This is a genomic window from Rhizobium sp. M1, assembly GCF_002531805.1.
Lineage (GTDB): Bacteria > Pseudomonadota > Alphaproteobacteria > Rhizobiales > Rhizobiaceae > Rhizobium > Rhizobium etli_C.
The window spans coordinates 62,293-82,278 of sequence record NZ_NWSW01000021.1 but is presented as its reverse complement, the minus strand read 5'-3'; the positions used below and the strand labels follow the sequence as shown (position 1 = coordinate 82,278).

Below are 19,986 nucleotides of genomic sequence, written 5' to 3'. Positions count from 1 at the left end.
CCGGCCCTTCGGGTTGGCTGAGACGGGCCGGCTGATCGACCGGCCGGCTTGGCCGTAGCGCTGGGCTGCGACGCGCGCCGGCCGGTCGACCATCCGACTCCATTTGAGCCAACAGAATGCTTCAATCTAACCCGGAAAAGCTCAAGCCGCCGGATCTGGTCACCTTGCCGAGAAATGCAACGAGGTCGTCGGTGACGAAATCGATGTGATCCTCCTCGCCGCTGGTCTTTTCCCACCATTCGACGACCGTCTCTTCCAGATTGCGCGGCACGAGCAGCACCGTCTGCATGCCGAGTGCCTTCGGCACCGTCAGATTGCGCGGCAGATCCTCGAACATCGCTGCCTTGCCCGTGTCGACGCGCTTCAACGCCGCAAACTTGTCATAGGTCGCCTGCGCCGGTTTGGGCACGTAATCGGCGGCGACGATGTCGAAGATATCGTCGAAATGCTCGAGAATGCCGAGCGCTCCCGCCGTCATCTCGGCATGCTTGACGCTGCCGTTGGTGAAGATGAATTTACGCCCCGGCAACGCCTTGATCGCCTGCCCGAGTTCCGGCTGCGGCATCAGCGCCGAATAATCGATTGCATGCGCCTTTTCGAGAAAGTCGTTCGGATCGATACCGTGATGGATCATCAGACCCTGCAGCGTCGTGCCATGCTCGAGATAATATTGCTTCTGCAGCTTGCGCGCTTCTTCCCGCTCCATCTGTAAGAGTGCGGCAACATAGGCGGTCATGTTCCTGTCGATCTGCGCGAAGAGATTGACGTGATGCGGATAGAGCGTGTTGTCGAGGTCGAAAACCCAGTCGGTAACGTGGTCGAAATCGGCTTTTTCGGGGGTGCGGTCGATCTTTGTCATGCGGTCTTATGGCATGGCTGCGACCGCAAAGAAATCGACAAGAGTAAAATAGAAGACTTATTCCATTCGTGAAGCGCGGCCGTGGGTTTCGGAATGTAAGGGTGTTCGGTCGGACATGACGGCGAAGGGACAAGGACCGGAGGCGCTGATACCGGCGGTGGCAGCCGAAGCGGTCCGCGCTATCGCCGAGGCGGTCTGGCGAGGAGCGCAGCAAATGCCGATACGTCCACCCGCCGAGCCTTTTGACTAACGAAATCACTGCCGGTTACCTGCGCCACATCGCCATTCGGTCCAAGATCACGGGATCACGACGGGCGCCCCGGCGGAGCCGGGGACTTCGCCAAACCTGTTGGGATTCTTCGAGCCAGGGGTGAGGATGATTGCAAGATGGACCGCCAGCAGAAAGCTGCCCATGAGAATTTCCCCGATCAGAGAGCCAACTGCCTCGTAATAGCTGTAGACCAAGTGAAGCACAAAGACGGAAGGCGTCCACCAGCCGCTCTGATCGAAGTCATGCAGTCGCCTCACCATCAGGCAAAGGCTGGCAATGATAGCCAGCACATAGGTTAGGAGGACTAACCCCTGAACCATTGAAAACGCCGGCCGAGTTCCGACCAGCGTCAGTAGGCGAGTGAGCGTGAATACTGCGGCCGCGGCGATAGCGACGACTGCCAGATTGAACAGTAAATAGCGAAGACGACCAAGTCTGCCCCGTAACGAGAATGTTTTGAGCACTGTACCCCCTCACAACTGATCGGGAAAAACACTCTCGCGCTCATAGTTAGACGGTTGCATCGAAGCAAGGAAAATACTGCACCATCAAACGTCGGGGACTAAACATCTAGCGAATCGACGCGCAGTCCTCAACGTTGCATTATGCGGGCGCTAGCTGCCGCCATCGTTGAGCTTCTGTTTCCTCCAATCTCAATCCACCGATCGTTCGTGTACAATGAGGGATATCCCTGCGCGAACGGAATAAGTCTTTAAAATAGACGCCCGATTTTCGGCGGACGCGGCAGGCGCGGAATGGTAGAAAGCGGACATGCTGTTCGAACGCCCCGATGATGACACACTCTATGACGCCCTGATCGCGCGCAGCGCCGATTACGAGGGTCAGGCCTACGTCTGCGTGAAGACGACCGGCGTCTTCTGCCGTCTGACCTGCCCGGCGCGCAAGCCGAAGCGGGAAAACACCCTGTTCTTCGAGACGATCGCCGCCTGCATGCATTCCGGCTTTCGTCCCTGCCGGCGCTGCAGGCCGCTGGAGCAGCCGGGCCGGGAGCCGGTCGTCGACGCCTTGCTGGCCCGGCTCGAGGCCGAGCCGGAGGTTCGCTGGAGCGAGGACGAGCTCGTGCGCCGCGGCCATGATCCCTCGACCGTGCGCCGCGCCTTCAAACGGGCGCTCGGCATGACCTTCCACGATATCGTCCGTTACATCAGGCTCGGCGAAGCGGCCCGCCAGCTGGCGGACGGGGCGCGTGTCATCGATGCGCAGATCGAAGCCGGATACGAATCGCCGAGCGGCTTTCGCGCGGCTTTCCAGCGGCTCGTCGGCAAGGCGCCGGCGCTTTCGCAGAACCGCGAACTGCTCTTTGCCGATTGGTTCGACACGCCGCTCGGGCCGATGATCGCGGTTGCCGACAAGACGCATCTGCATCTTCTCGAATTTCACGATCGCAAGGCGCTGCCGGCCGAGCTCGAAGCGCTGCAGAAACGCGTCCGCTCCTCGGTCGCGATCGGCCGCACCCCCGTCATCGATCAGATCGAGGCGGAGATCCGGGATTATTTCGAGGGCCGGCTCAGCGTCTTCAGGACGTCCTTGGCGCTTGGCGGCACGCCCTTCGAAAAGCATGTCTGGGCAAAGCTGATGGAGATTCCGATCGGTCGGACGCGCGCCTATGGCGATCTCGCCAGGGAGATGCAAAGGCCGGAGGTGGTGCGGGCCGTCGGCCGCGCCAATGGCGCCAACCAGCTGGCCATCATCGTGCCCTGCCATCGTATCCTCGGCGCGGACGGGTCGCTGACCGGCTACGGCGGCGGCCTCTGGCGCAAGCAATGGCTGCTGCGCCATGAAGAGAAGATCAGCACAGAAACAAAGATGGAGGAGACAGCATGAACCAGACTGAAAAGGCCCGAGCATTCGGCGCGCTTCACCAGAAGGGCAATCCGATCGTCCTCTACAATATCTGGGATGCCGGCACGGCGAAGGCGGTGGCGGAAGCCGGCGCCAAGGCGTTGGCGACCGGAAGCTGGTCGGTCGCCGCAGCGCACGGGTATGCCGATGGCGAGAAGCTGCCGATGTCGGTGCTGGTCGAGACGGCAAAATCCATCACCGATTTCGTCGACCTGCCGCTTTCCGTCGATTTCGAAGGCGCCTATTCGGCGGAGCCCGAGGGGGCGGCGGCCAATGTCGCCAGGCTGGTCGAGGTCGGCGCCGTCGGCATCAATTTCGAAGATCGGGTGGTTGCCGGCGAGGGGCTCTATCCCGCCGAGAGCCAGGCGGCCCGCATCCGCGCCATTCGCGCCATGGCCGAGGCCAAGGACATCCCCTTCTTCATCAACGCCCGCACCGATCTCTTCCTGGCCGAGAGCGATCTTGCAAAACATGCCGGTCTGGTGGACGAGGCGATTGAGCGGGGCAGGGCCTATGCGGCCGCCGGCGGCAACGGCTTCTTCGTGCCCGGCCTGATCGATCCCGGTTTGATCGAAAAGATCTGCGCGGCATCGTCGTTGCCGGTCAATGTCATGATGCGGGCGGGCGCCCCCGATGTGAAAACTCTGGCACGGCTCGGCGTCGGCCGCATCAGCTATGGGCCGGGGCCTTACCGGTCGATGATGGAAAAGCTGAAACAGGAGGCGGCGGCGATTTACAGCCTGTTCTGAGATGTTTGCGGGCCGCATCCGCATGAAAGGCTGCGGCCCGAAAACGACATCCCGTTCGCTCAGGACCGGAAGCGCAGATTGCGCCGCGTCAGCTGGTCGACCGAGGTGCAGCCCATCAGCTTCATGCCGCGTTCGATCTCGGTGCGCATCGTCTCCAGCGCCCGTTCGACGCCGGGCCGTCCGGCCGCGGCAAGCGGGAAGAGATAGTAGCGGCCGAGGCCGACGGCCTTCGCCCCCAGCGACAAGGCCTTGAGGACATGCGTGCCCCGCTGCACGCCGCCATCCATCATCACGTCGATCCGGTCGCCGACGGCATCGACGATCTCGGCGAGCTGATCGAAGGCGCTGCGCGAGCCGTCGAGCTGGCGCCCGCCGTGATTGGACAGCACGATGCCGGTGCAGCCGATCTCGACGGCGCGTTTGGCGTCTTCGACCGACATGATGCCCTTCAGGCAGAAATGCCCGCCCCAGGCGCGCACCATCTCCGCCACGTCGTCCCACGACATGGAAGGGTCGAGCATCTCGGTGAAGTAGCGGCTGATCGACAGCGCGCCGCCATCCATCTTGACGTGGTTTTCGAGCTGCGGCAGGGCGAAGCGCTCATGCGTCAGCCAGTCGATCGCCCAGGAGGGCTTGATGGCGAACTGCATCATGCCGGCGAGATTGAGCTTGAAGGGAATGGCAAAACCGGTGCGCTTGTCGCGCTCGCGGTTGCCGCCGGTGATGCTGTCGACCGTCAGCATCATCGCCTGCACGCCGGCATTTTTCGCCCGCGCCATCATCTCGTGGTTGAGGCCGCGATCCTTGTGGAAATAGAACTGGTAGACCTGCGGTCCGGCGCTGATCTGGCGGGCTTCCTCCAGGCTGATCGTGCCGAGCGAGGAGACGCCGAACATCGTGCCGTGTTTGGCCGCCGCCGCCGCGACCGCCCGCTCCCCCTGATGGTGGAACAGCCGCTGCAGCGCCGTCGGCGAGCAATAGACCGGCATCGCCAGCTTCTGCCCCATGACGGTCACCGACATATCGATGTCGGCCACCCCGCGCAAAACGTTGGGCACCAGATCGCAAGCCTCGAAGGCCGCGGTATTGCGCCGATAGGTCACCTCGTCATCGGCCGCACCGTCGATATAATCGAAGATCGGCCCGGGAAGCCGCCGTTTGGCCATGCGCCGGAAATCGTGAAAATTATAGCAGTCTGTAAGGCGCATCTGTTTGCTCGACCCGTTAAGTTTTCGGGCCGCAACCTAAAGCACGATTCGAAACCTTGCCAAGGCTTGATCGTGCAATTTGCGACCTGTCGGATGGATATTGCCGCTTGGGTGGTCTGCAGGCGGAAGGTGATCTGCGGCGTTCCCCCGCCTGTGCCTCGGCGCGGCATTCTCCAACCTCCCTCATCCTGAGGTGCGTAGCCCGCAGGGCGAAGCCTCGAAGGACACGCCGCAGCACCGCTCCTTGCATGCATCGACCGCCAGCGCACCCGCCCCGCCCTTCGAGGCCCCTCCGGGGTGCCTCAGGGTGAGGCTCACTTGAACGCCGCGCCATATTCTGCGGTACCGCTCAATGCTGTGCGACAGGATGAGCCCCACCAGCTTCTTCGGAGATTTCAATGCGCTTCAGGCCCTTCCTCGGCACGATCGTGTGCGGGAGCTTGATCGCCGAAGCAAGACCGAGCCCTGCCAGCAGCCGAATGAAATGCCAGCCGAGGTCCAGCTGTCCCGGCTCGATGCCGAGCCGGGCCGATTCCGGAAAGGCATGATGGTTGCCGTGGAAGCTCTCGCCGAAGGTCACCAGCCCGAAACGCGGCAAATTATATCCCTGCACCGCGACGTCATCGACGCTCCAGCCTTGATGGCCGTTGCGATGGGCGAAATGGCCGACCAGCCAGTGCCCGGTCAGCGACACCGATATCCTGACGGCAATCCCCCAGACCAGCCACGGCAGCCCGCCGAGAGCGAAGAGCAGGAGTCCCAAGGGAATTTGCTGCGCCATCCATGTCGCCTCCAGAAGGCGATAGAAGCGGTCGCCCCGCTCACGCTCTTCAAGGACGAAGCGCGGCGGCCGGTCGAGCGCCACGGCGCAATGCATCTGCCAGAAGGCGTCGACGAAGAACGATCGCCGATGGGCATAGAGGTCATGGCAATCTCGTTGCCGCTGCGCCCAGTCGCGAATGTCGTGGGCATAGATCATGCCGAAGGGACCGGCCATGCCGACCAGCGTCCCGAGATAGACGAGCAAATGCTCGAGCCAGATCGGAGCGCTGAATGAACGGTGAATCAGCAGCCGGTGCATGCCGACCGAATGACCAAGGCAGATCGTGATGGCGGTCGATAGAACAAAGACGGCAACAGCGCTCCAGCTGAAGGTCAGCGGTCCGCCCACGATGGCAATCACGGTCATGGTGGTGATCCAGATCGACTTTGCGGGCATCCAGACCACGCGGCCCTTCACGGGATCACTGCCATTGTCGATCATGCGTCCGGTGGAAATGCTGCGCATGGCAAAAACTCCTCGCATCGGGCCCATTCTCCAGTTGAACAGCGCCCGCCAATCCATTAATTAAGCAATTACCTAATTACTTTGCGCCAATGAAAATAATTAAGCAATACGTTAATTGCTTAATTATGGCGCGGCGACGTTTTGGCGCGCAGGCATGGAGACGGAACTTGGAAGACGAGACTTTCGACGACATTTCAGAAAGCAGCTCCGTCGGCGCCGCCCAGCGGGTGTTCCACGCACTTTCCAGCGCGCCGCGGCGGAAGATCCTCGCTTACCTCTCGGCATCGGGGCTGACCGCGGGCGAGATCGCCGACCGCTTCAGCATGTCGAAGCCAGCGGTTTCGCAGCATCTTTCCATCCTGGAAACTGCAGGACTGATCAGGCGGGAGAAACAGGGCCAGTTCGTGCACTATTCGCTGATCGAGAACAATCTCGTCAATACGCTCAACGGCTTCGTGCAGGAGGTCTGTCCGGTCGGCCGGCCGATCAAGAAAGAAAGCCAGGCGCGGGCGCGCCGGAAAGAATTGCCCTGATTGCGAATTCCGGGCATCTCCGACCTTGAGGGAAACGGGAAATGTTCGGCGTGAGAGGACGCGCCCTTCTTGCGGTGAAGAGCGCAGTCCCGATCAGGGAACGATCAGCGTGCCGATGCCGTGCTCGGTGAAGATCTCGAGCAGGACCGAATGGGCGGTCTTGCCGTTCAGGATGACGACGCCCTGGACACCGGCCTTGATCGCGTCGATGCAGGTCTCGACCTTCGGGATCATGCCGCCGGAGATCGTGCCGTCGGCGATCAGCGCACGCGCTTCGGCGACGGAAAGTTCCTTGATCATCTGGCCGTTCTTGTCGAGAACGCCGGGCACGTCGGTCAGGAACAGCAGGCGGGTGGCGTTCAGCGCCCCGGCAATGGCGCCGGCGAAGGTGTCGGCGTTGATATTATAGGTCGCGCCGTCGCGGCCGGGGGCGACCGGGGCGATGACCGGGATCATTTCCGAGCGGGCAAGCAGATCGAGCAGCGTGCGGTCGACCTCGACCACCTCGCCGACGAAACCGAGGTCGAGCACGCGCTCGATGTTGGAATCCGGATCCTTGATGGTCTTGCGCGCCTTTTCGGCGAAGACCATGTTGCCGTCCTTACCGCAAAGGCCGATCGCCCATTCGCCGGTCTGGTTGATGAGCGCGACGATTTCCTTGTTGATCGAGCCGGCGAGCACCATCTCGACGATCTCGACCGTCTTCTGGTCGGTGACGCGCAGCCCGCCTTCGAATTTCGATTCGATGCCCATCTTGTTCAGCATGGCGCCGATCTGCGGACCGCCGCCATGAACGACGATCGGGTTGACGCCCGACTGCTTCAGAAGCGCGATATCACTGGCAAAGGCCTTGCCGAGTTCGGGATTGCCCATGGCGTGACCGCCGTATTTCACGACGATGGTCTTGTTTTCATAACGCTGCATGAAGGGCAGCGCCTGGGCGAGAAGACGTGCCTGGATTTCGCTTTCGGACTCGTTCATGGGGACCCCGCAGGAATTGATCGCGGCCTTTTATCGCAACTTTCCGACAGAGGGAATAATCCAGAGCGCAATAGTTTTTCGTATGTGGCACGGAGACCGAGCGTTCGGCTCGGCCGTACGGCCCAAGCACGATATGAGGAACGGCATGCAAGGCGATGAGATCAAGGACCTGATCGGCCGCGTCGCGCTCGGCGACCGCACGGCATTCGCTGCCCTCTACAACCAGACCGCACCGAAACTTTTGGCAATCTGCCTGCGTATCTTGAAGGACCGCGGGGAAGCCGAAGAAGCGCTGCAGGACGTCTATATCAGCATCTGGCAACGCGCCCGCAGCTTCCAGGCGGCCTCGGGCTCATCCTCGGCGTGGCTTTCGGCAATTGCCCGCAACCGGTCGATCGATCTGCTGCGCGCGCGCAAGCCCATCGCCGACGAACTCGACAGCGCTTACGATCTTGCCGATTCCGCGCCCGACCCGGAAAGGCAGACAGTGACGAAGGATGAAGGAAGGCGGATTGACACCTGCATGGAAGAGTTGGAAGCTGATCGTGCGGTCGCGGTGAAACGGGCTTATGTCGAAGGGCTGAGCTATCAGGAACTGTCCGATCAGTTCGGAGTTCCGCTGAACACGATGCGGACCTGGCTCAGACGCAGCCTCTTGAAACTGAGAGAGTGCATGGAACGATGACATCGCCCGACAAAAGCAAGGGAGACCGCTCCCGAGACGAAGTTCTCGCCGGCGAGTACGTGTTAGGCGTCCTGTCGCTGCAGGACCGCCGGGTGGTGGAAGAGCGCATGCGCCACGATCGCACATTTGCGGCGATCGTCAGCCGTTGGGAGGCCAATCTCTCCGCCTTCAACGACGAATATGACGGCGTCGCGCCGAACCGCGAAACCTTCAAGCAGATCGAGTCCCGGCTGTTCGGCGATGCCGGCAAGCCCGCATCCTTCTCGCAAGGACTGTGGAATTCTGCGGTTTTTTGGCGCTCGCTGGCCTTCGCCTGCATCGTCGTCGCCGTCAGCGCCGTCATCTTTGCCTCCGGTGTTGTGCCGCAGCCGCAGGGGCCGACACCGCTGGTGGCCGAACTTGCGGGTCAAAACAGCACGATCAATCTCCGCGCGTCCTACGAGCTGCAAAGCGGCCGGCTGAAGATCGTGCCGGTCGCTGCCGGCAAGCCGGAGGAGAAATCGCTGGAACTCTGGCTCGTGCCGGGCAGCGGCTTGGCGAAATCGCTCGGCGTCTTCCAGCCCGGCGAAAGCGGTGAGCTCGTCATTCCCGCCGAACTGCGCAACCATGTCACGGATGGCGCAACCCTTGCCGTCAGCCTCGAACCCTTCGGCGGCTCGCCGACCGGACAGGCGACCGGCCCGATCGTCGCAAGCGGCACGGTGCACCGGCCATAAACAGGCGCCGGCCGCAAAATCATTTTCTCCTGTCTGAAACTCTTCGGCGCGGACCTCCGTAGTTCGACATGTCCGGACGACGCGCAGGCATAAAGCCCCGCGGATGGTGTCCGGTGAGGAGAAAATCATGATCAAGTCCCTAGTGCGCGGTTTCGCGCTCGCCACCGTCCTTTCCGCTGCCGCCTTTGCCGCCGCCAAGAACCCGATCGTTGGCGGCGCGGCGATGTTCGACAGCAAGAACATCATCGAAAACGCCATGAATTCCAAGGATCACACGACGCTGGTTGCTGCCGTCAAGGCCGCCGGCCTCGTCGGCACACTCGAGGGCAAAGGCCCCTTCACCGTCTTTGCGCCGACCAATGAAGCTTTTGCCGCCCTGCCGAAAGGCACGGTCGAGACGCTGTTGAAGCCGGAGAACAAGGCGACGCTGACCAAGGTCCTGACCTGCCACGTCGTGGCCGCCGATGCGATGGCCAAGACCGTCGCCAAGATGATCAAGGCGGATGGCGGCGAACACGACATCAAGACCGTCGGCGGCTGCGTGATCAAAGCCCGGGAAGATATGGGCAAGATCACCCTGACCGACGAAAACGGCGATGTCGCGCATGTGACGATCGCCGACGTCAAACAGTCGAACGGCGTCATCCACGTCGTCGACAAGGTGCTGTTGCCGAAGATGTGAGTGTGTGTATCGGCAGAGGGCGCGCTCTTCGGGCGCGCCCCAAACCAACTGCGAATGGTGCCCTGCGTCTAGCGTTTCCGTGAATGTGGCGCCGGCGCCACTCACACGGCTATTGGGCCGCTTCGACTCTTGGGAAAACGAGCGAGACACTCATGCCAGTGCCGGGGGAAGAGCTTACCTCGATCTCGGCGCGGGCGTTTTGTTTCAGGGATTGGATGATCATTGCGCTCAGTTTTCCGGGGTTCGGCCAGGCTGCATCCTGAGGAAGACCGACCCCATTATCGGCGACGGTGATCCTGCATCCGGTGTCGCTGACGACACAGCGCAGAGTGATCTCTCCGCTATCCCGCCCTACGAAGGCATGCTTGAACGTATTGGTCAGGAGCTCGTTGATGACGAGTCCGGCAGGCATCGCCACGTTCACAGAAACCGGCCAGGTGTCCACCTTCATGTCGAGCCGGATGCCTTCCACAGCGTGGGCGGCCATGACCGACGCGGCGATCTGGCTCACATAGCTGCCGAGATCGATCATCGCGCCCTTCTCTTCGTCCGACAGTGCGCGATAGAGGAGAGCCAAGGCTTCAATCCGCCCCGCAAGACGTGCAAACCGCTCGCTTTCCTCGTTCTTTTGAGCATTACGCGCTTCCATTCGGATCAGCGCCGTTATCATCTGCAGATTGTTCTTCACGCGATGCTGAAGTTCTCGAAGAAGGATATCCTTCTCGGCCAGCAGCTCGCTGAAGCTCTGGCCATCCGTCACCTCATTGCGGGCAGCAAAGGCGACCAGACGAAAAAGCGGGATGTCATCATCGTTGACGATCGTGTTCGACCACACGTCGATAATCACATTGCTTTCGGGTTCTGCCACGAGCGAGAAGGCGCCAATATATTCCTCCGCCGTGGTTACAGCGGCTGTAAGCGTTGCCTCGCCGGAGACTGCAGTACAATTCACCTCAATGTCCAACCAGCGCTTTCCCTCCACCTGTGTGGCGGTGAGCGCGGTCAGCCGTTCGAATTCGAGGTTGACGTAGATTAGCTTCTCACAGGTGCCGAGCTCGGACACCGCCACTGCAAACGGAACATGATCGAGAAAGTGTCGAAACCGGTCGTCGTCGAGGGCTTCGGCAAGATGGGGCAGGTTGCCGACGCCTTCTGGCGAAAGGGCTTCGTCTTTGCTGTCAGTCATGAATGATTTCTCGCGGACGCCGCTGCTCTTCAACAGCATGAGATCAAGCGTTGCTGCAAAAACTGCGATGGCGCAAGCACAATCGATGTCGCATGTCTAAACAGCCCGTGTCCAAATGCGCAGCTGGCGGGGATCTCGAAGCTGCCGTGAACGCGACGGTCGACATGACTGGCGGCAGGCCCCTGCTGGCCGCAAGGTCATGCGTCAGCGTCCGTCGCGAGCTTATGCCCGGTCATAGGTGAATGAGGTTAGCAGCGTGGTGACGAAATTGCTGGCCCTTTCTTTGACCAGAAGTTCGGTCCACTCATCCGTCCCGCGCAGCCGCAAATCCGTATAAATACTGTCCACGGCGGCCTCTTCTATGCGCTTGATATGGGACTTGAAGGACGCCTCGCCGCCGCCATGATACATATCTCGGATAACCATGCGCAAAATCTCCTGGATAGCGATCTGCCATGCTGTATTGATCGACTGAAGTTCGTTCGCATCCTCTGCCATTGCGGCGTCCTTTGGTATGAGTGAACTGTCAGCACGGCTCTGCCCGTGCCTGTCGACGCCTCATTGAACCCGCGAATGCTGCCTTTTGAAAGTGGCGTCGGGAGAGGGCGATGCGGCGCGGTTCGTGCACGAGAGGATATTCGACGCAGCAACGGCATACCACGTCTCCGGGCCACCTGCATCGGGCTCGGTCGCGACCGCTTGCCGGTGATCAGCAGGCTTTGGCGCGTTTCGCAAGAAGAGCAGACGTCGCCGAGGCGCGGTCGTCGCGTTGCTTCGCAAGCCGTGCTTCCCGCAACCGCAAGGTCTTTGCCTGTTGCGACTGGACGCGGGATTCCAGCTCTTCCATCGCTTTATTCTTCGCGAAAAACTGGGACTGGATGTTGCCGAAGGCGATCTCTGCCCGCTGGCGGGATTTGCTGTATGTTTCTGTCATTTCTTCTCCGATATTGAAGGCTCGGCTGGGAGCGAAAACAAAAAGGCCAGGCAGATTGCCCGGCCTTGAATAAATCGGTGCTTCCGGCAATGCCGGTACATCCGCGGTCAAAGGGAAGCAGATACCGATTTAAGCCTTCTGGAGATTGCAAGCGGACATCTTGCCCGACTTGTGGTCTCGCTCGAGATCGAAGCCGATCTTCTGGCCTTCGACGAGTTCGCGCATTCCGGCGCGCTCGACGGCGGAGATATGAACAAAGGCGTCAGTGCCGCCATTGTCCGGCTGAATAAAGCCGAAGCCCTTGGTGGAGTTGAACCATTTAACTGTGCCAGTGGTCATGATGAACCCTTTCATAGCAATATTGAAGAACCGCAGCGCAAAGGCGATGCGGATGGTGATAGCGATTTTTGAAAGGAAGTTCGTTCAGGCCGCGGTGCTAATCGCGCGATAACCAAGCCAGCAAGCAAAATTCGATAAGCACTATATAGGTCACCTAATCCGGCTCGTCAACTTTTAGTTTTCCGCTTGACCGTGAAATAAACTTTTAGCTGTTTCGGTGAGTGCAATAAAGGTCGGGTCATTATTTCCAGTTTACGATCCCGACAGTTTCGGCGATCGCCTGGCGCAGATCGTCGAGCCCGTCGCCCTTTTCGGACGAGGTGGAGAGCACGGCGGGATAGGCTGCCGGCCGCTTGCGGATCTTGTCTGCCGTTTCGGCCAGCAGCTTCGGCACGGCCGGCGCCTTGATCTTGTCGGTCTTGGTCAGCACCAGCTGATAGGAGACGGCGGCCTTGTCGAGCAGGGTGAGCACGTCCTCGTCATTCTTCTTGATGCCGTGGCGGCTGTCGATCAGCACGTAGACGCGCTTCAGCGTCGCGCGGCCGCGCAGGTAATCGAAGACAAGTTTGGTCCACTTGTCGACCTGCTCCTTCGGCGCCTGCGCGTAGCCATAACCCGGCATGTCGACGATCGCCATCGGCGGCAGGTCGCTGCCTTCGCCGGAATAGCCGTCCGGGACGAAATAGTTGAGCTCCTGCGTGCGCCCCGGCGTGTTCGAGGTGCGCGCCAAGCCTTTCTGGCCGACCAGCGCATTGATCAGCGACGATTTGCCGACATTCGAGCGGCCGGCAAAGGCCACCTCCGACGGCCCCTCCGGCGGCAGGAAGGTGAGCGACGGGACACCGCGGATGAAGATCCAGGGGTGGCCGAAGAGCGGCTTTTCGGTTTCGGGCATGCGGGCTCGGCAATCCTAGGGTTCGGTCTTCTGTCGGCTTCGTGGTTTTACGGGCGGATGTCAAGCTTTCAGGCGGCCCGCGTCGCGCTTCGCGGGCCGGCTAGAGCATGATGCCGAAAAGTGTAGGCGGTTTTCGGGCGACATCCTGCTCTAACTCTTTAATTTAGAACAGGATTCAGATTTTAGGCCGAACGGGCCTAAAATCATCCTGTTCTAGAAATGAAAAGCCCCGCCGGAGCGGGGCTTGAAAGCATCATTTCGATGGCGCCGTTTTTCGTCGGAACAGGCCCTTGAGATTGTCGAAGAGTTCGATCCTGACGCCATGGCGCCTCATGATCACCGACTGCTGCAGCACCGAGAGCGTGTTGTTCCAGGCCCAGTAGATGACGAGGCCGGCCGGAAAGCTTGCCAGCATGAAGGTGAAGACCAGCGGCATCCAGTTGAAGATCATCGCCTGCGTCGGATCGGGCGGCGTCGGGTTCATGCGCATCTGCACGAACATGGTGACGCCCATGATCAGCGGCCAGACGCCGAGATGCAGCAGTGCCGGCGCTTCGAAGGGCAGCAGGCCGAACAGATTGACGATCGTCGTCGGATCCGGCGCCGAAAGGTCCTGGATCCAGCCGAAGAATGGCGCATGCCGCATCTCGATGGTGATGTAGATCACCTTGTAGAGCGAGAAGAAGATCGGGATCTGCAGCGCCACCGGCCAGCAGCCGGCGATCGGGTTGATCTTCTCTTCCTTGTAGAGCTGCATCATCGCCTGCTGCAGCCCCATGCGGTCGTCGCCGAATTTCGTCTTCAGCTCTTCCATCTTCGGCTGCACGCGCTTCATGTTCGCCATCGACGCATATTGCTTGCTGGCGAGCGGGAAGAACACCAGCTTGACGACGATGGTCGTGCACAGGATCGCCACGCCGAAATTGCCGAAGAAGCGGAAGAAGAAGTCCATCAGCTTGAACATCGGCTTGGTGATGAAATAGAACCAGCCCCAGTCGATCAGCCGGTCGAACTTCGGGATCGAATAGGACGCTTCGTAGCCGTCGATGACGGGCACTTCCTTGGCGCCGGCGAAGACGAGGTTCTTGAGCTCGACCGACTGGCCCGGCGCGACGGTGAAGGCATCGTCCTTGTAGTCGGCCTGATAGCGCGGCTGGCCGTCGGCGAAATGCGAGAAGCGCGCTTCATAGGCCGAGGTCTGCGGCGGGACGATCGTCGCCGCCCAGTATTTGTCGGTGATGCCGAGCCAGCCGCCGGTGGACTTGGCCGGCTGCACGGCTTCCTCCTCGACGGCGCTGTATTTGGTTTCGATGAGGCCATCCTCGCCGATGACGCCGATAAAGCCTTCATGGAGAACGTAGACCGACGGGGTCGTCGGCTTGTTGTAGCGCGTGACCCGGCCGTAGGAGGAAAGCGAGGCGGGCGCCTGGCCGGCATTCTCGATCTTGTCGGTGACGCTGAACATATAGCGGTCGTCGACGGAGATGGTGCGGGTAAAGGTCAGGCCCTTGTCATTGGTGTAGGAGAGCGTCACCGGCGTCTTTTCGGTGAGCTTGGCGCCCTCGGGTGCCGTCCAGAGCGTCGCGGGACCCGGAACTGCGCCCGTCGCGTCGCTGCCGATATAGCCGAGTTCGGTGAAATAGCCGTCCTTGGTTTCCGCCGGGCTGAACAGCGTGATGATCGGGCTCGAGTCGTCGACGGTCTCGTGATAGCCCTTGAGCTTCAGGTCGTCGAGGCGGGCGCCGGCAAGGTTGATCGAGCCGGAAAGCGCAGGAGTATCGATGGCAACGCGCGGCGTTTTGGCGAGCGCCTGCTCGAGCGTCGCCGTCGCGGCCGCCTGGCCGGAAGGTGCCGAACCGCTTGTCTGGGCCGGGGCCTGGCCGCCTGCCGCGGGCTGCTGCGCCTGCTCGGTCTGCTGCTGCGCCTTCTGGGCTTCCTGCGCCTTGCGCTGGGCCTCGATGCGCGGATTCATATAGAGAAACTGCCAGCCGAGGACGATCAGCACCGAGAGAGCGATCGCAATGAAGTAATTGCGGTTGTTTTCCATCATACGTTCCTGGGGCGTCCGTCTCCGGAGCGCCGGTGTTTCGGCCTGGTTTCCACGCGAAGCTTCAGCTCCGCGGCCAATTCCTGGAAGGACGCCTTAAGCACGTCCCTGCGCGCGACAACCACATAGTCGTGTCCGGGCTGCATTGCAAACCCCGCATGAAGCCGCACCGCCTCTTTCAGGCGGCGGCGCATGCGGTTCCGTTCGACCGCGTTGCCATGTTTTTTGGTGACTGTAAAACCGACGCGGGCTTGGCTGTCGGGTTCCTTCCGGTCGAGGACCTCGAGAAGGAAGAGGCCGCCGCGGCGTTTTTCGCCTTCGCGGGCAGCAAGAAACTGCGGGCGGCTCTTCAGCCGCCCGACAGTGTATTTCTTCTCACTGGTCGTCAATTCGCCCGCCATCTCTTCTCGGGCAACCCGGCCTTAAGCCGAAAGACGCTTGCGGCCCTGCGCGCGGCGGGCAGCGATGACCTTGCGGCCACCCTTCGTGGACATGCGCGCACGGAAGCCGTGGCGACGCTTGCGAACAAGCTTGGATGGTTGGTAGGTACGCTTCATTTATTTAAACACCGCGGAGTGCGGCCCTTCTTGAATTTGCATGATGCAAGGAGCGTTGTTTTTCGAACGGGCGGGCCATGAAAGGCTTGAATGACCGGACGTGCGGCGGCTTATACGGATGAAGCCCGGCAAAGTCAATTATACCGCTTCATTTCACGTGCGCTGCCGCCGCGCTGCGATTTCTCGCACTCAGGTGTTAATAATTTCACGGGACTCCCGACAGTTGTATTTTTGCCGCCGGCGGCCTGATTTTCCAACGGACCGGCCTGCGCCGACGGTGCCGATGGCGGCAGTTTGCCCAGCCATAATCGTAAATATTGGAAATCGAACTTTAATCAATTTCGCCGATAGTCCGCGCATCGGCTGGAATTTGCTTTCCAGGCAGGGGGCGTCGCTAGGAGGCATGGCATTGAAGATCCGTGGGAAAATTAATCTGCTGGTTTGCGTGATGGGCGCGGTGGCGCTTCTGATCGGCGCAACGGCACTGTCCGCCATGCATGAATACAGCCGCAATCTCACGGCTTACGAGCACGCCGCCGCCCGCGCCTATGCCGGCGAACGCCTCAACCGCTTCGTCACGGCCGTCGTCATGGAATCGCGCGGCATCTACGCGGCCAAGTCGATCAAGGATACGCCGAACTTTGCCAAGGGCCTGATGGCCGGCCTCGACGAAATCGACAAGGTTATCGCCGGCTGGGCGCCGCTCGTGCCCGAGGCCGAAAAGGACAATTTCGCCAAACTGGTCGCGCGCGCCGCCGAATTCCGCACCTTCCGCACGGAAACGGCCCGCCTTGGCACCGAGGTCGGCCCCGAGGCCGCCAGCGCCCAGGGCAACAACGAGGCCAATCGCGCCAACCGTAAGGCCTTCCAGGCCGAGATCGACGTGGTCGTCGCCATCGACAAGGCAGAGCTTCAGACCGTCAGTGATGAGATCGAGAGCTTCCGCTCCTGGGTGTTGATGCTCGTCCTCGGCATCACCGGTATCGGCATCGCGGTCGGCGTCGGCATGGGCTTTTATATCGGCACCAGCCATCTCAGCCGCCCGATCAAGCGCGTCACCCATGCGATCAAGGAGGTCGCCGACGGCAATTTCGACGCTGAGGTTCCCTTTGCCGGCCGCAAGGACGAAATCGGCGAGATGGCCGCCGCGGTCGCGGTCTTCAAGGAGAACGGCCTTGCCGTCAAGCGCCTGAACGCCCAGGAAGCGGCGATGCGCGCCAAGAGCGACGATCTGCAGTCGAGCATGTCGGTCGTCGTCGCCGCGGCTGCGGCAGGCAATTTCAGCCACCGCATCGACAAGGATTATCAGGACGAGAACCTCAACCAGTTCGCCGGCAACATCAACACGCTGCTGTCGAGCGTCGATGCCGGCATTGGCGAGACCCGCCGCGTCATCGCAAGCCTTGCCGAAGGTGATCTCACCCAGACGATGAACGGCAGCTTCCAGGGCGCCTTCGCCGAGCTGCAGCAGAATGTCAACAACAGCTTCGTCACCCTGCAGGCGACGATGCGCGAAGTGCGCGAGACGACGGAAGCGATGAACGGCAACACCGCCGAGCTGCGCAATGCCAGCGACGACCTGTCGAAGCGCACCGAACAGCAGGCGGCTGCCCTCGAGCAGACCTCGGCGGCGCTCGACGAAATCACCGCCGTCGTCCAGAACTCCACCGAGCGGGCGCATGAAGCAACCATCATGGTGTCGGAAGCCAAGGAAAATGCCGGCCGCTCCGGCGTCGTCGTGCGCAATGCCGTCGAGGCCATGGGCCGCATCGAGCAGGCCTCGCGCGAGATCAGCCAGATCATCAACGTCATCGACGAGATCGCCTTCCAGACCAATCTTCTGGCGCTGAAGGCCGGTGTCGAGGCGGCGCGCGCCGGTGAGGCCGGCAAGGGTTTTGCCGTGGTCGCCCAGGAAGTGCGCGAACTTGCCCAGCGCTCGGCAACGGCCGCCAAGGATATCAAGGCGCTGATCACCAAGTCGGGCGACGAGGTGCAGGTCGGCGTCAAGCTCGTCCAGGCGACCGGCGAGGCGCTTTCGGAAATCGGCACCCGCGTCATCGCCATCAACGATCACATCCATTCGATCGCCACCGCCGCAGTCGAGCAGTCGACCGGCCTCAAGGAGGTCAACACCGCCGTCAACCAGATGGATCAGGTGACGCAGCAGAACGCCGCGATGGTGGAGGAAACGTCCGCCGCCACCCACAGGCTTTCGGCCGAAGCCAACGGGCTGGTGCACCTCATCGCCCGCTTCAAACTGTCGGATGGGGCAGCACCCGTGGCGCTCGTCCGCAACGAGCCGCACCGGCAGCCGGTCGCCTCCCCCGCCCGCCGGGCGATCGCCAAGGTCGCCCGCGCCTTCGGCGGTGGCAATGCGGCCGCAGCCGAACAGAGCTGGGAAGAGTTCTGATCTCCGACCCTTCACGCGTCTTCGAGCGCCGCCTCCGGGCGGCGTTTTCTTTGTGACGACGTGACGCTGATCGCAAAGATTTGAAAGCGGAGCCTGTTGGTCTAATATAAGGCTCCGGAGCATGATGCCGAAAAGTGTAAGCGGTTTTCGGACGACATCATGCTCTAGCGGATGAGGGCGGCCGCATGCCGCTAATCGGGCGAGACTCACATGCCGGTTCGAAACCAGGGCAACGATCCTTCGGCAGACATCCCGGCGGCCGGCGAGGCCGCCAAGGGACGGTGCCCGTCTGCCGGCATGTTCGGCGGATTGTCCGGGAAGCTGCTCTGGCTCACCGTCTTCTTCATCATGCTCGCCGAAATCCTGATCTTCTTTCCCTCGGTCGCCAGCATGCGCATGCGCTGGCTGCAGGACAGGCTGAACACGGCCGCCGCCGCCGCCATCGTCATCGATGGGCTGCAGCCGATCGAGCTGCCGCGTGCGCTGCAGAAGGAGACGCTGGAGGCGACCGGCACCAAGGCGATCGTGCTGCGCAAGGAAGGCACTTCGCGGCTCCTGGCGACAACCGACATGCCGACCTCGGTCGACGAATCCTATGATCTGACCGACGTGCCGCCGCTGACGGCGATCCGCGACGCGCTCGACACCCTGATCTTCGGCGGCAGCCGGATGATCCGCGTCTATGGCCCCGTCGGCGAAACCAAGGTCGGCGTCGAGGTGGTGATGAAGGACCGGCAGCTGCGCACGGCGATGTTTGCCTATTCCCGCAACGTGCTGCTGCTGTCGGTGCTGATCTCGCTGTTCACGGCGACGCTGATCTTTTTTGCGATCAACCGCCTCCTTATCGGCCCGATCCGCCGGCTGACCGGCAGCATGCAGCAATTCTCCTCCGATCCCGAGAATCCGGCCCATGTCTATATCGGCGACGGCGGCCGCGACGAACTGGCGGTGGCCGGCCGCAATCTCACCTCGATGCAGATGGAGCTGCAGAAAACGCTGAAGCAGCAGAAGAACCTGGCGGCCCTCGGCCTTGCCGTTTCTAAGATCAATCACGACATGCGCAATATCCTGGCTTCCGCGCAGCTGATGTCGGACCGGCTGGTCGATGTCGATGATCCGATGGTCAAGAGCTTCGCGCCGAAGCTGTTGCGCACCATCGACCGGGCGGTCGGTTATACCACCGAGGTGCTGTCCTACGGCAAGGCGAGCGAATCCGCCCCGCGCCGCCGCCATGTCCGGCTGCTGGAACTGACCCAGGATGTCAGGGACATGCTGGCGATCGACCCGCAAAGCGGCATCGAATTCATCGAGCAGTTCGCTGCCGACCTCGAGGTCGATGCCGATGCCGAGCAGCTCTTCCGGGTCATTCACAACCTCTCGCGCAACGCCCTGCAGGCGCTGACCGCGCCGGGTGAGGGCGGCCCGGGCGCTGTCAGGCGCATCACCGTCTCCGCCCAGCGCGTCGGCAGCGTCGTCAGCATCACGGTGGACGATACCGGCCCCGGCATGCCGTTGAAGGCGCGCCAGAACCTCTTTGCCGCCTTCCGCGGTTCGGCCCGCTCCGGCGGCACCGGCCTCGGTCTCACCATTGCCCGCGAGCTGGTGCTCGCCCATGGCGGCACCATCGCGCTTGTGGAAAAACCGACGGTCGGCACCCAGTTCCGCATCGAAATCCCCGATCGCCCGGTTTCGCTGGACGATTACCGCAACCGGACGCACAGCGAGAAGTGAGGGAATTTCACCCGCTGCGGCCGCAAACAGGCAAACGCGCGATTTTTTCAGA

At 61.6% G+C, this 19,986-nt stretch carries 21 protein-coding genes; 8 read left to right on the top strand and 13 right to left on the bottom strand.

Annotated features, from left to right (window positions below):
- Nucleotides 1–121: 121 nt before the first annotated feature.
- Nucleotides 122–859: a pyrimidine 5'-nucleotidase gene (locus tag CO655_RS21175; RefSeq protein WP_097666377.1), complete on the bottom strand. Its 738-nt coding sequence runs from the start codon at nucleotides 857–859 to the stop codon at nucleotides 122–124.
- A gap of 297 nt (nucleotides 860–1,156) precedes the next feature.
- Nucleotides 1,157–1,594: a DUF805 domain-containing protein gene (locus CO655_RS21170; RefSeq protein ID WP_097666375.1), complete on the bottom strand. Its 438-nt coding sequence runs from the start codon at nucleotides 1,592–1,594 to the stop codon at nucleotides 1,157–1,159.
- Between the two features lie 307 nt (nucleotides 1,595–1,901).
- Between CO655_RS21170 and CO655_RS21165 the strand changes: the two genes are divergently transcribed.
- Nucleotides 1,902–2,975 (top strand): trifunctional transcriptional activator/DNA repair protein Ada/methylated-DNA--[protein]-cysteine S-methyltransferase, encoded by a 1,074-nt coding sequence (locus CO655_RS21165; RefSeq protein WP_097606881.1) that lies wholly within the window; start codon nucleotides 1,902–1,904, stop codon nucleotides 2,973–2,975.
- Nucleotides 2,972–3,742, top strand: a complete 771-nt coding sequence (locus CO655_RS21160; protein ID WP_097606882.1) for an isocitrate lyase/phosphoenolpyruvate mutase family protein — start codon at nucleotides 2,972–2,974, stop codon at nucleotides 3,740–3,742. The genes CO655_RS21165 and CO655_RS21160 overlap by 4 nt, the downstream gene beginning before the upstream one ends.
- 59 nt (nucleotides 3,743–3,801) lie before the next feature.
- Here CO655_RS21160 and CO655_RS21155 read toward each other — a convergent pair whose 3' ends face one another.
- Nucleotides 3,802–4,950 (bottom strand): alpha-hydroxy acid oxidase, encoded by a 1,149-nt coding sequence (locus CO655_RS21155; RefSeq protein ID WP_097666373.1) that lies wholly within the window; start codon nucleotides 4,948–4,950, stop codon nucleotides 3,802–3,804.
- 349 nt (nucleotides 4,951–5,299) lie between these two features.
- Nucleotides 5,300–6,238, bottom strand: a complete 939-nt coding sequence (locus CO655_RS21150) for an acyl-CoA desaturase (protein WP_097666371.1) — start codon at nucleotides 6,236–6,238, stop codon at nucleotides 5,300–5,302.
- Nucleotides 6,239–6,405: 167 nt separating this feature from the next.
- Here CO655_RS21150 and CO655_RS21145 point away from each other — a divergent pair, with 167 nt between their 5' ends.
- Nucleotides 6,406–6,771: a metalloregulator ArsR/SmtB family transcription factor gene (locus CO655_RS21145; RefSeq protein WP_064681329.1), complete on the top strand. Its 366-nt coding sequence runs from the start codon at nucleotides 6,406–6,408 to the stop codon at nucleotides 6,769–6,771.
- Between the two features lie 93 nt (nucleotides 6,772–6,864).
- Here CO655_RS21145 and argB read toward each other — a convergent pair whose 3' ends face one another.
- Complete coding sequence (argB, locus tag CO655_RS21140; protein WP_097606884.1) at nucleotides 6,865–7,752, bottom strand: acetylglutamate kinase; 888 nt, start codon at nucleotides 7,750–7,752, stop codon at nucleotides 6,865–6,867.
- 145 nt (nucleotides 7,753–7,897) lie between these two features.
- On the opposite strand from argB, the gene CO655_RS21135 reads away from it, so the two are divergent.
- From CO655_RS21135 to CO655_RS21125, 3 genes are all read left to right on the top strand, one after another.
- Nucleotides 7,898–8,437, top strand: a complete 540-nt coding sequence (locus CO655_RS21135) for a sigma-70 family RNA polymerase sigma factor (RefSeq protein WP_010032097.1) — start codon at nucleotides 7,898–7,900, stop codon at nucleotides 8,435–8,437.
- Nucleotides 8,434–9,153 (top strand): anti-sigma factor, encoded by a 720-nt coding sequence (locus tag CO655_RS21130; RefSeq protein ID WP_097666369.1) that lies wholly within the window; start codon nucleotides 8,434–8,436, stop codon nucleotides 9,151–9,153. The genes CO655_RS21135 and CO655_RS21130 overlap by 4 nt, the downstream gene beginning before the upstream one ends.
- Nucleotides 9,154–9,280: 127 nt before the next feature.
- Nucleotides 9,281–9,835: a fasciclin domain-containing protein gene (locus tag CO655_RS21125; protein ID WP_097606885.1), complete on the top strand. Its 555-nt coding sequence runs from the start codon at nucleotides 9,281–9,283 to the stop codon at nucleotides 9,833–9,835.
- Between the two features lie 109 nt (nucleotides 9,836–9,944).
- Here the strand turns inward: CO655_RS21125 and CO655_RS21120 are convergent, their stop codons facing one another.
- The 8 genes from CO655_RS21120 to rpmH form a co-directional block, all read right to left on the bottom strand.
- On the bottom strand, nucleotides 9,945–11,021 hold the full coding sequence (locus tag CO655_RS21120) for a sensor histidine kinase (RefSeq protein WP_097666367.1): 1,077 nt from the start codon (nucleotides 11,019–11,021) through the stop codon (nucleotides 9,945–9,947).
- Between the two features lie 222 nt (nucleotides 11,022–11,243).
- Nucleotides 11,244–11,519, bottom strand: coding sequence for a hypothetical protein (locus CO655_RS21115; protein ID WP_097606887.1), 276 nt, complete (start codon nucleotides 11,517–11,519; stop codon nucleotides 11,244–11,246).
- A 211-nt stretch (nucleotides 11,520–11,730) separates the two neighbouring features.
- Nucleotides 11,731–11,955 (bottom strand): hypothetical protein, encoded by a 225-nt coding sequence (locus tag CO655_RS21110; RefSeq protein ID WP_097606888.1) that lies wholly within the window; start codon nucleotides 11,953–11,955, stop codon nucleotides 11,731–11,733.
- Between the two features lie 129 nt (nucleotides 11,956–12,084).
- Entirely contained in the window at nucleotides 12,085–12,294 is a 210-nt protein-coding gene (locus CO655_RS21105; protein WP_010026241.1) for a cold-shock protein, read from the bottom strand.
- Between the two features lie 241 nt (nucleotides 12,295–12,535).
- The gene (gene yihA / locus CO655_RS21100; RefSeq protein ID WP_097666365.1) at nucleotides 12,536–13,189 is read right to left on the bottom strand and encodes a ribosome biogenesis GTP-binding protein YihA/YsxC; all 654 of its coding nucleotides are present in this window, start codon (nucleotides 13,187–13,189) and stop codon (nucleotides 12,536–12,538) included.
- A gap of 253 nt (nucleotides 13,190–13,442) precedes the next feature.
- Nucleotides 13,443–15,236 (bottom strand): membrane protein insertase YidC, encoded by a 1,794-nt coding sequence (gene yidC, locus CO655_RS21095; RefSeq protein ID WP_097666364.1) that lies wholly within the window; start codon nucleotides 15,234–15,236, stop codon nucleotides 13,443–13,445.
- On the bottom strand, nucleotides 15,236–15,637 hold the full coding sequence (gene rnpA / locus CO655_RS21090) for a ribonuclease P protein component (protein ID WP_097666362.1): 402 nt from the start codon (nucleotides 15,635–15,637) through the stop codon (nucleotides 15,236–15,238). Before rnpA ends, yidC begins: the two co-directional genes overlap by 1 nt.
- 21 nt (nucleotides 15,638–15,658) lie before the next feature.
- Nucleotides 15,659–15,793, bottom strand: a complete 135-nt coding sequence (gene rpmH / locus CO655_RS21085; RefSeq protein WP_008524438.1) for a 50S ribosomal protein L34 — start codon at nucleotides 15,791–15,793, stop codon at nucleotides 15,659–15,661.
- Between the two features lie 409 nt (nucleotides 15,794–16,202).
- Between rpmH and CO655_RS21080 the strand changes: the two genes are divergently transcribed.
- Both CO655_RS21080 and CO655_RS21075 read left to right on the top strand, forming a co-directional pair.
- On the top strand, nucleotides 16,203–18,203 hold the full coding sequence (locus CO655_RS21080; protein ID WP_097666425.1) for a methyl-accepting chemotaxis protein: 2,001 nt from the start codon (nucleotides 16,203–16,205) through the stop codon (nucleotides 18,201–18,203).
- Between the two features lie 210 nt (nucleotides 18,204–18,413).
- The gene (locus CO655_RS21075) at nucleotides 18,414–19,934 is read left to right on the top strand and encodes a HAMP domain-containing sensor histidine kinase (RefSeq protein ID WP_097666360.1); all 1,521 of its coding nucleotides are present in this window, start codon (nucleotides 18,414–18,416) and stop codon (nucleotides 19,932–19,934) included.
- Nucleotides 19,935–19,986 lie beyond the last annotated feature (52 nt).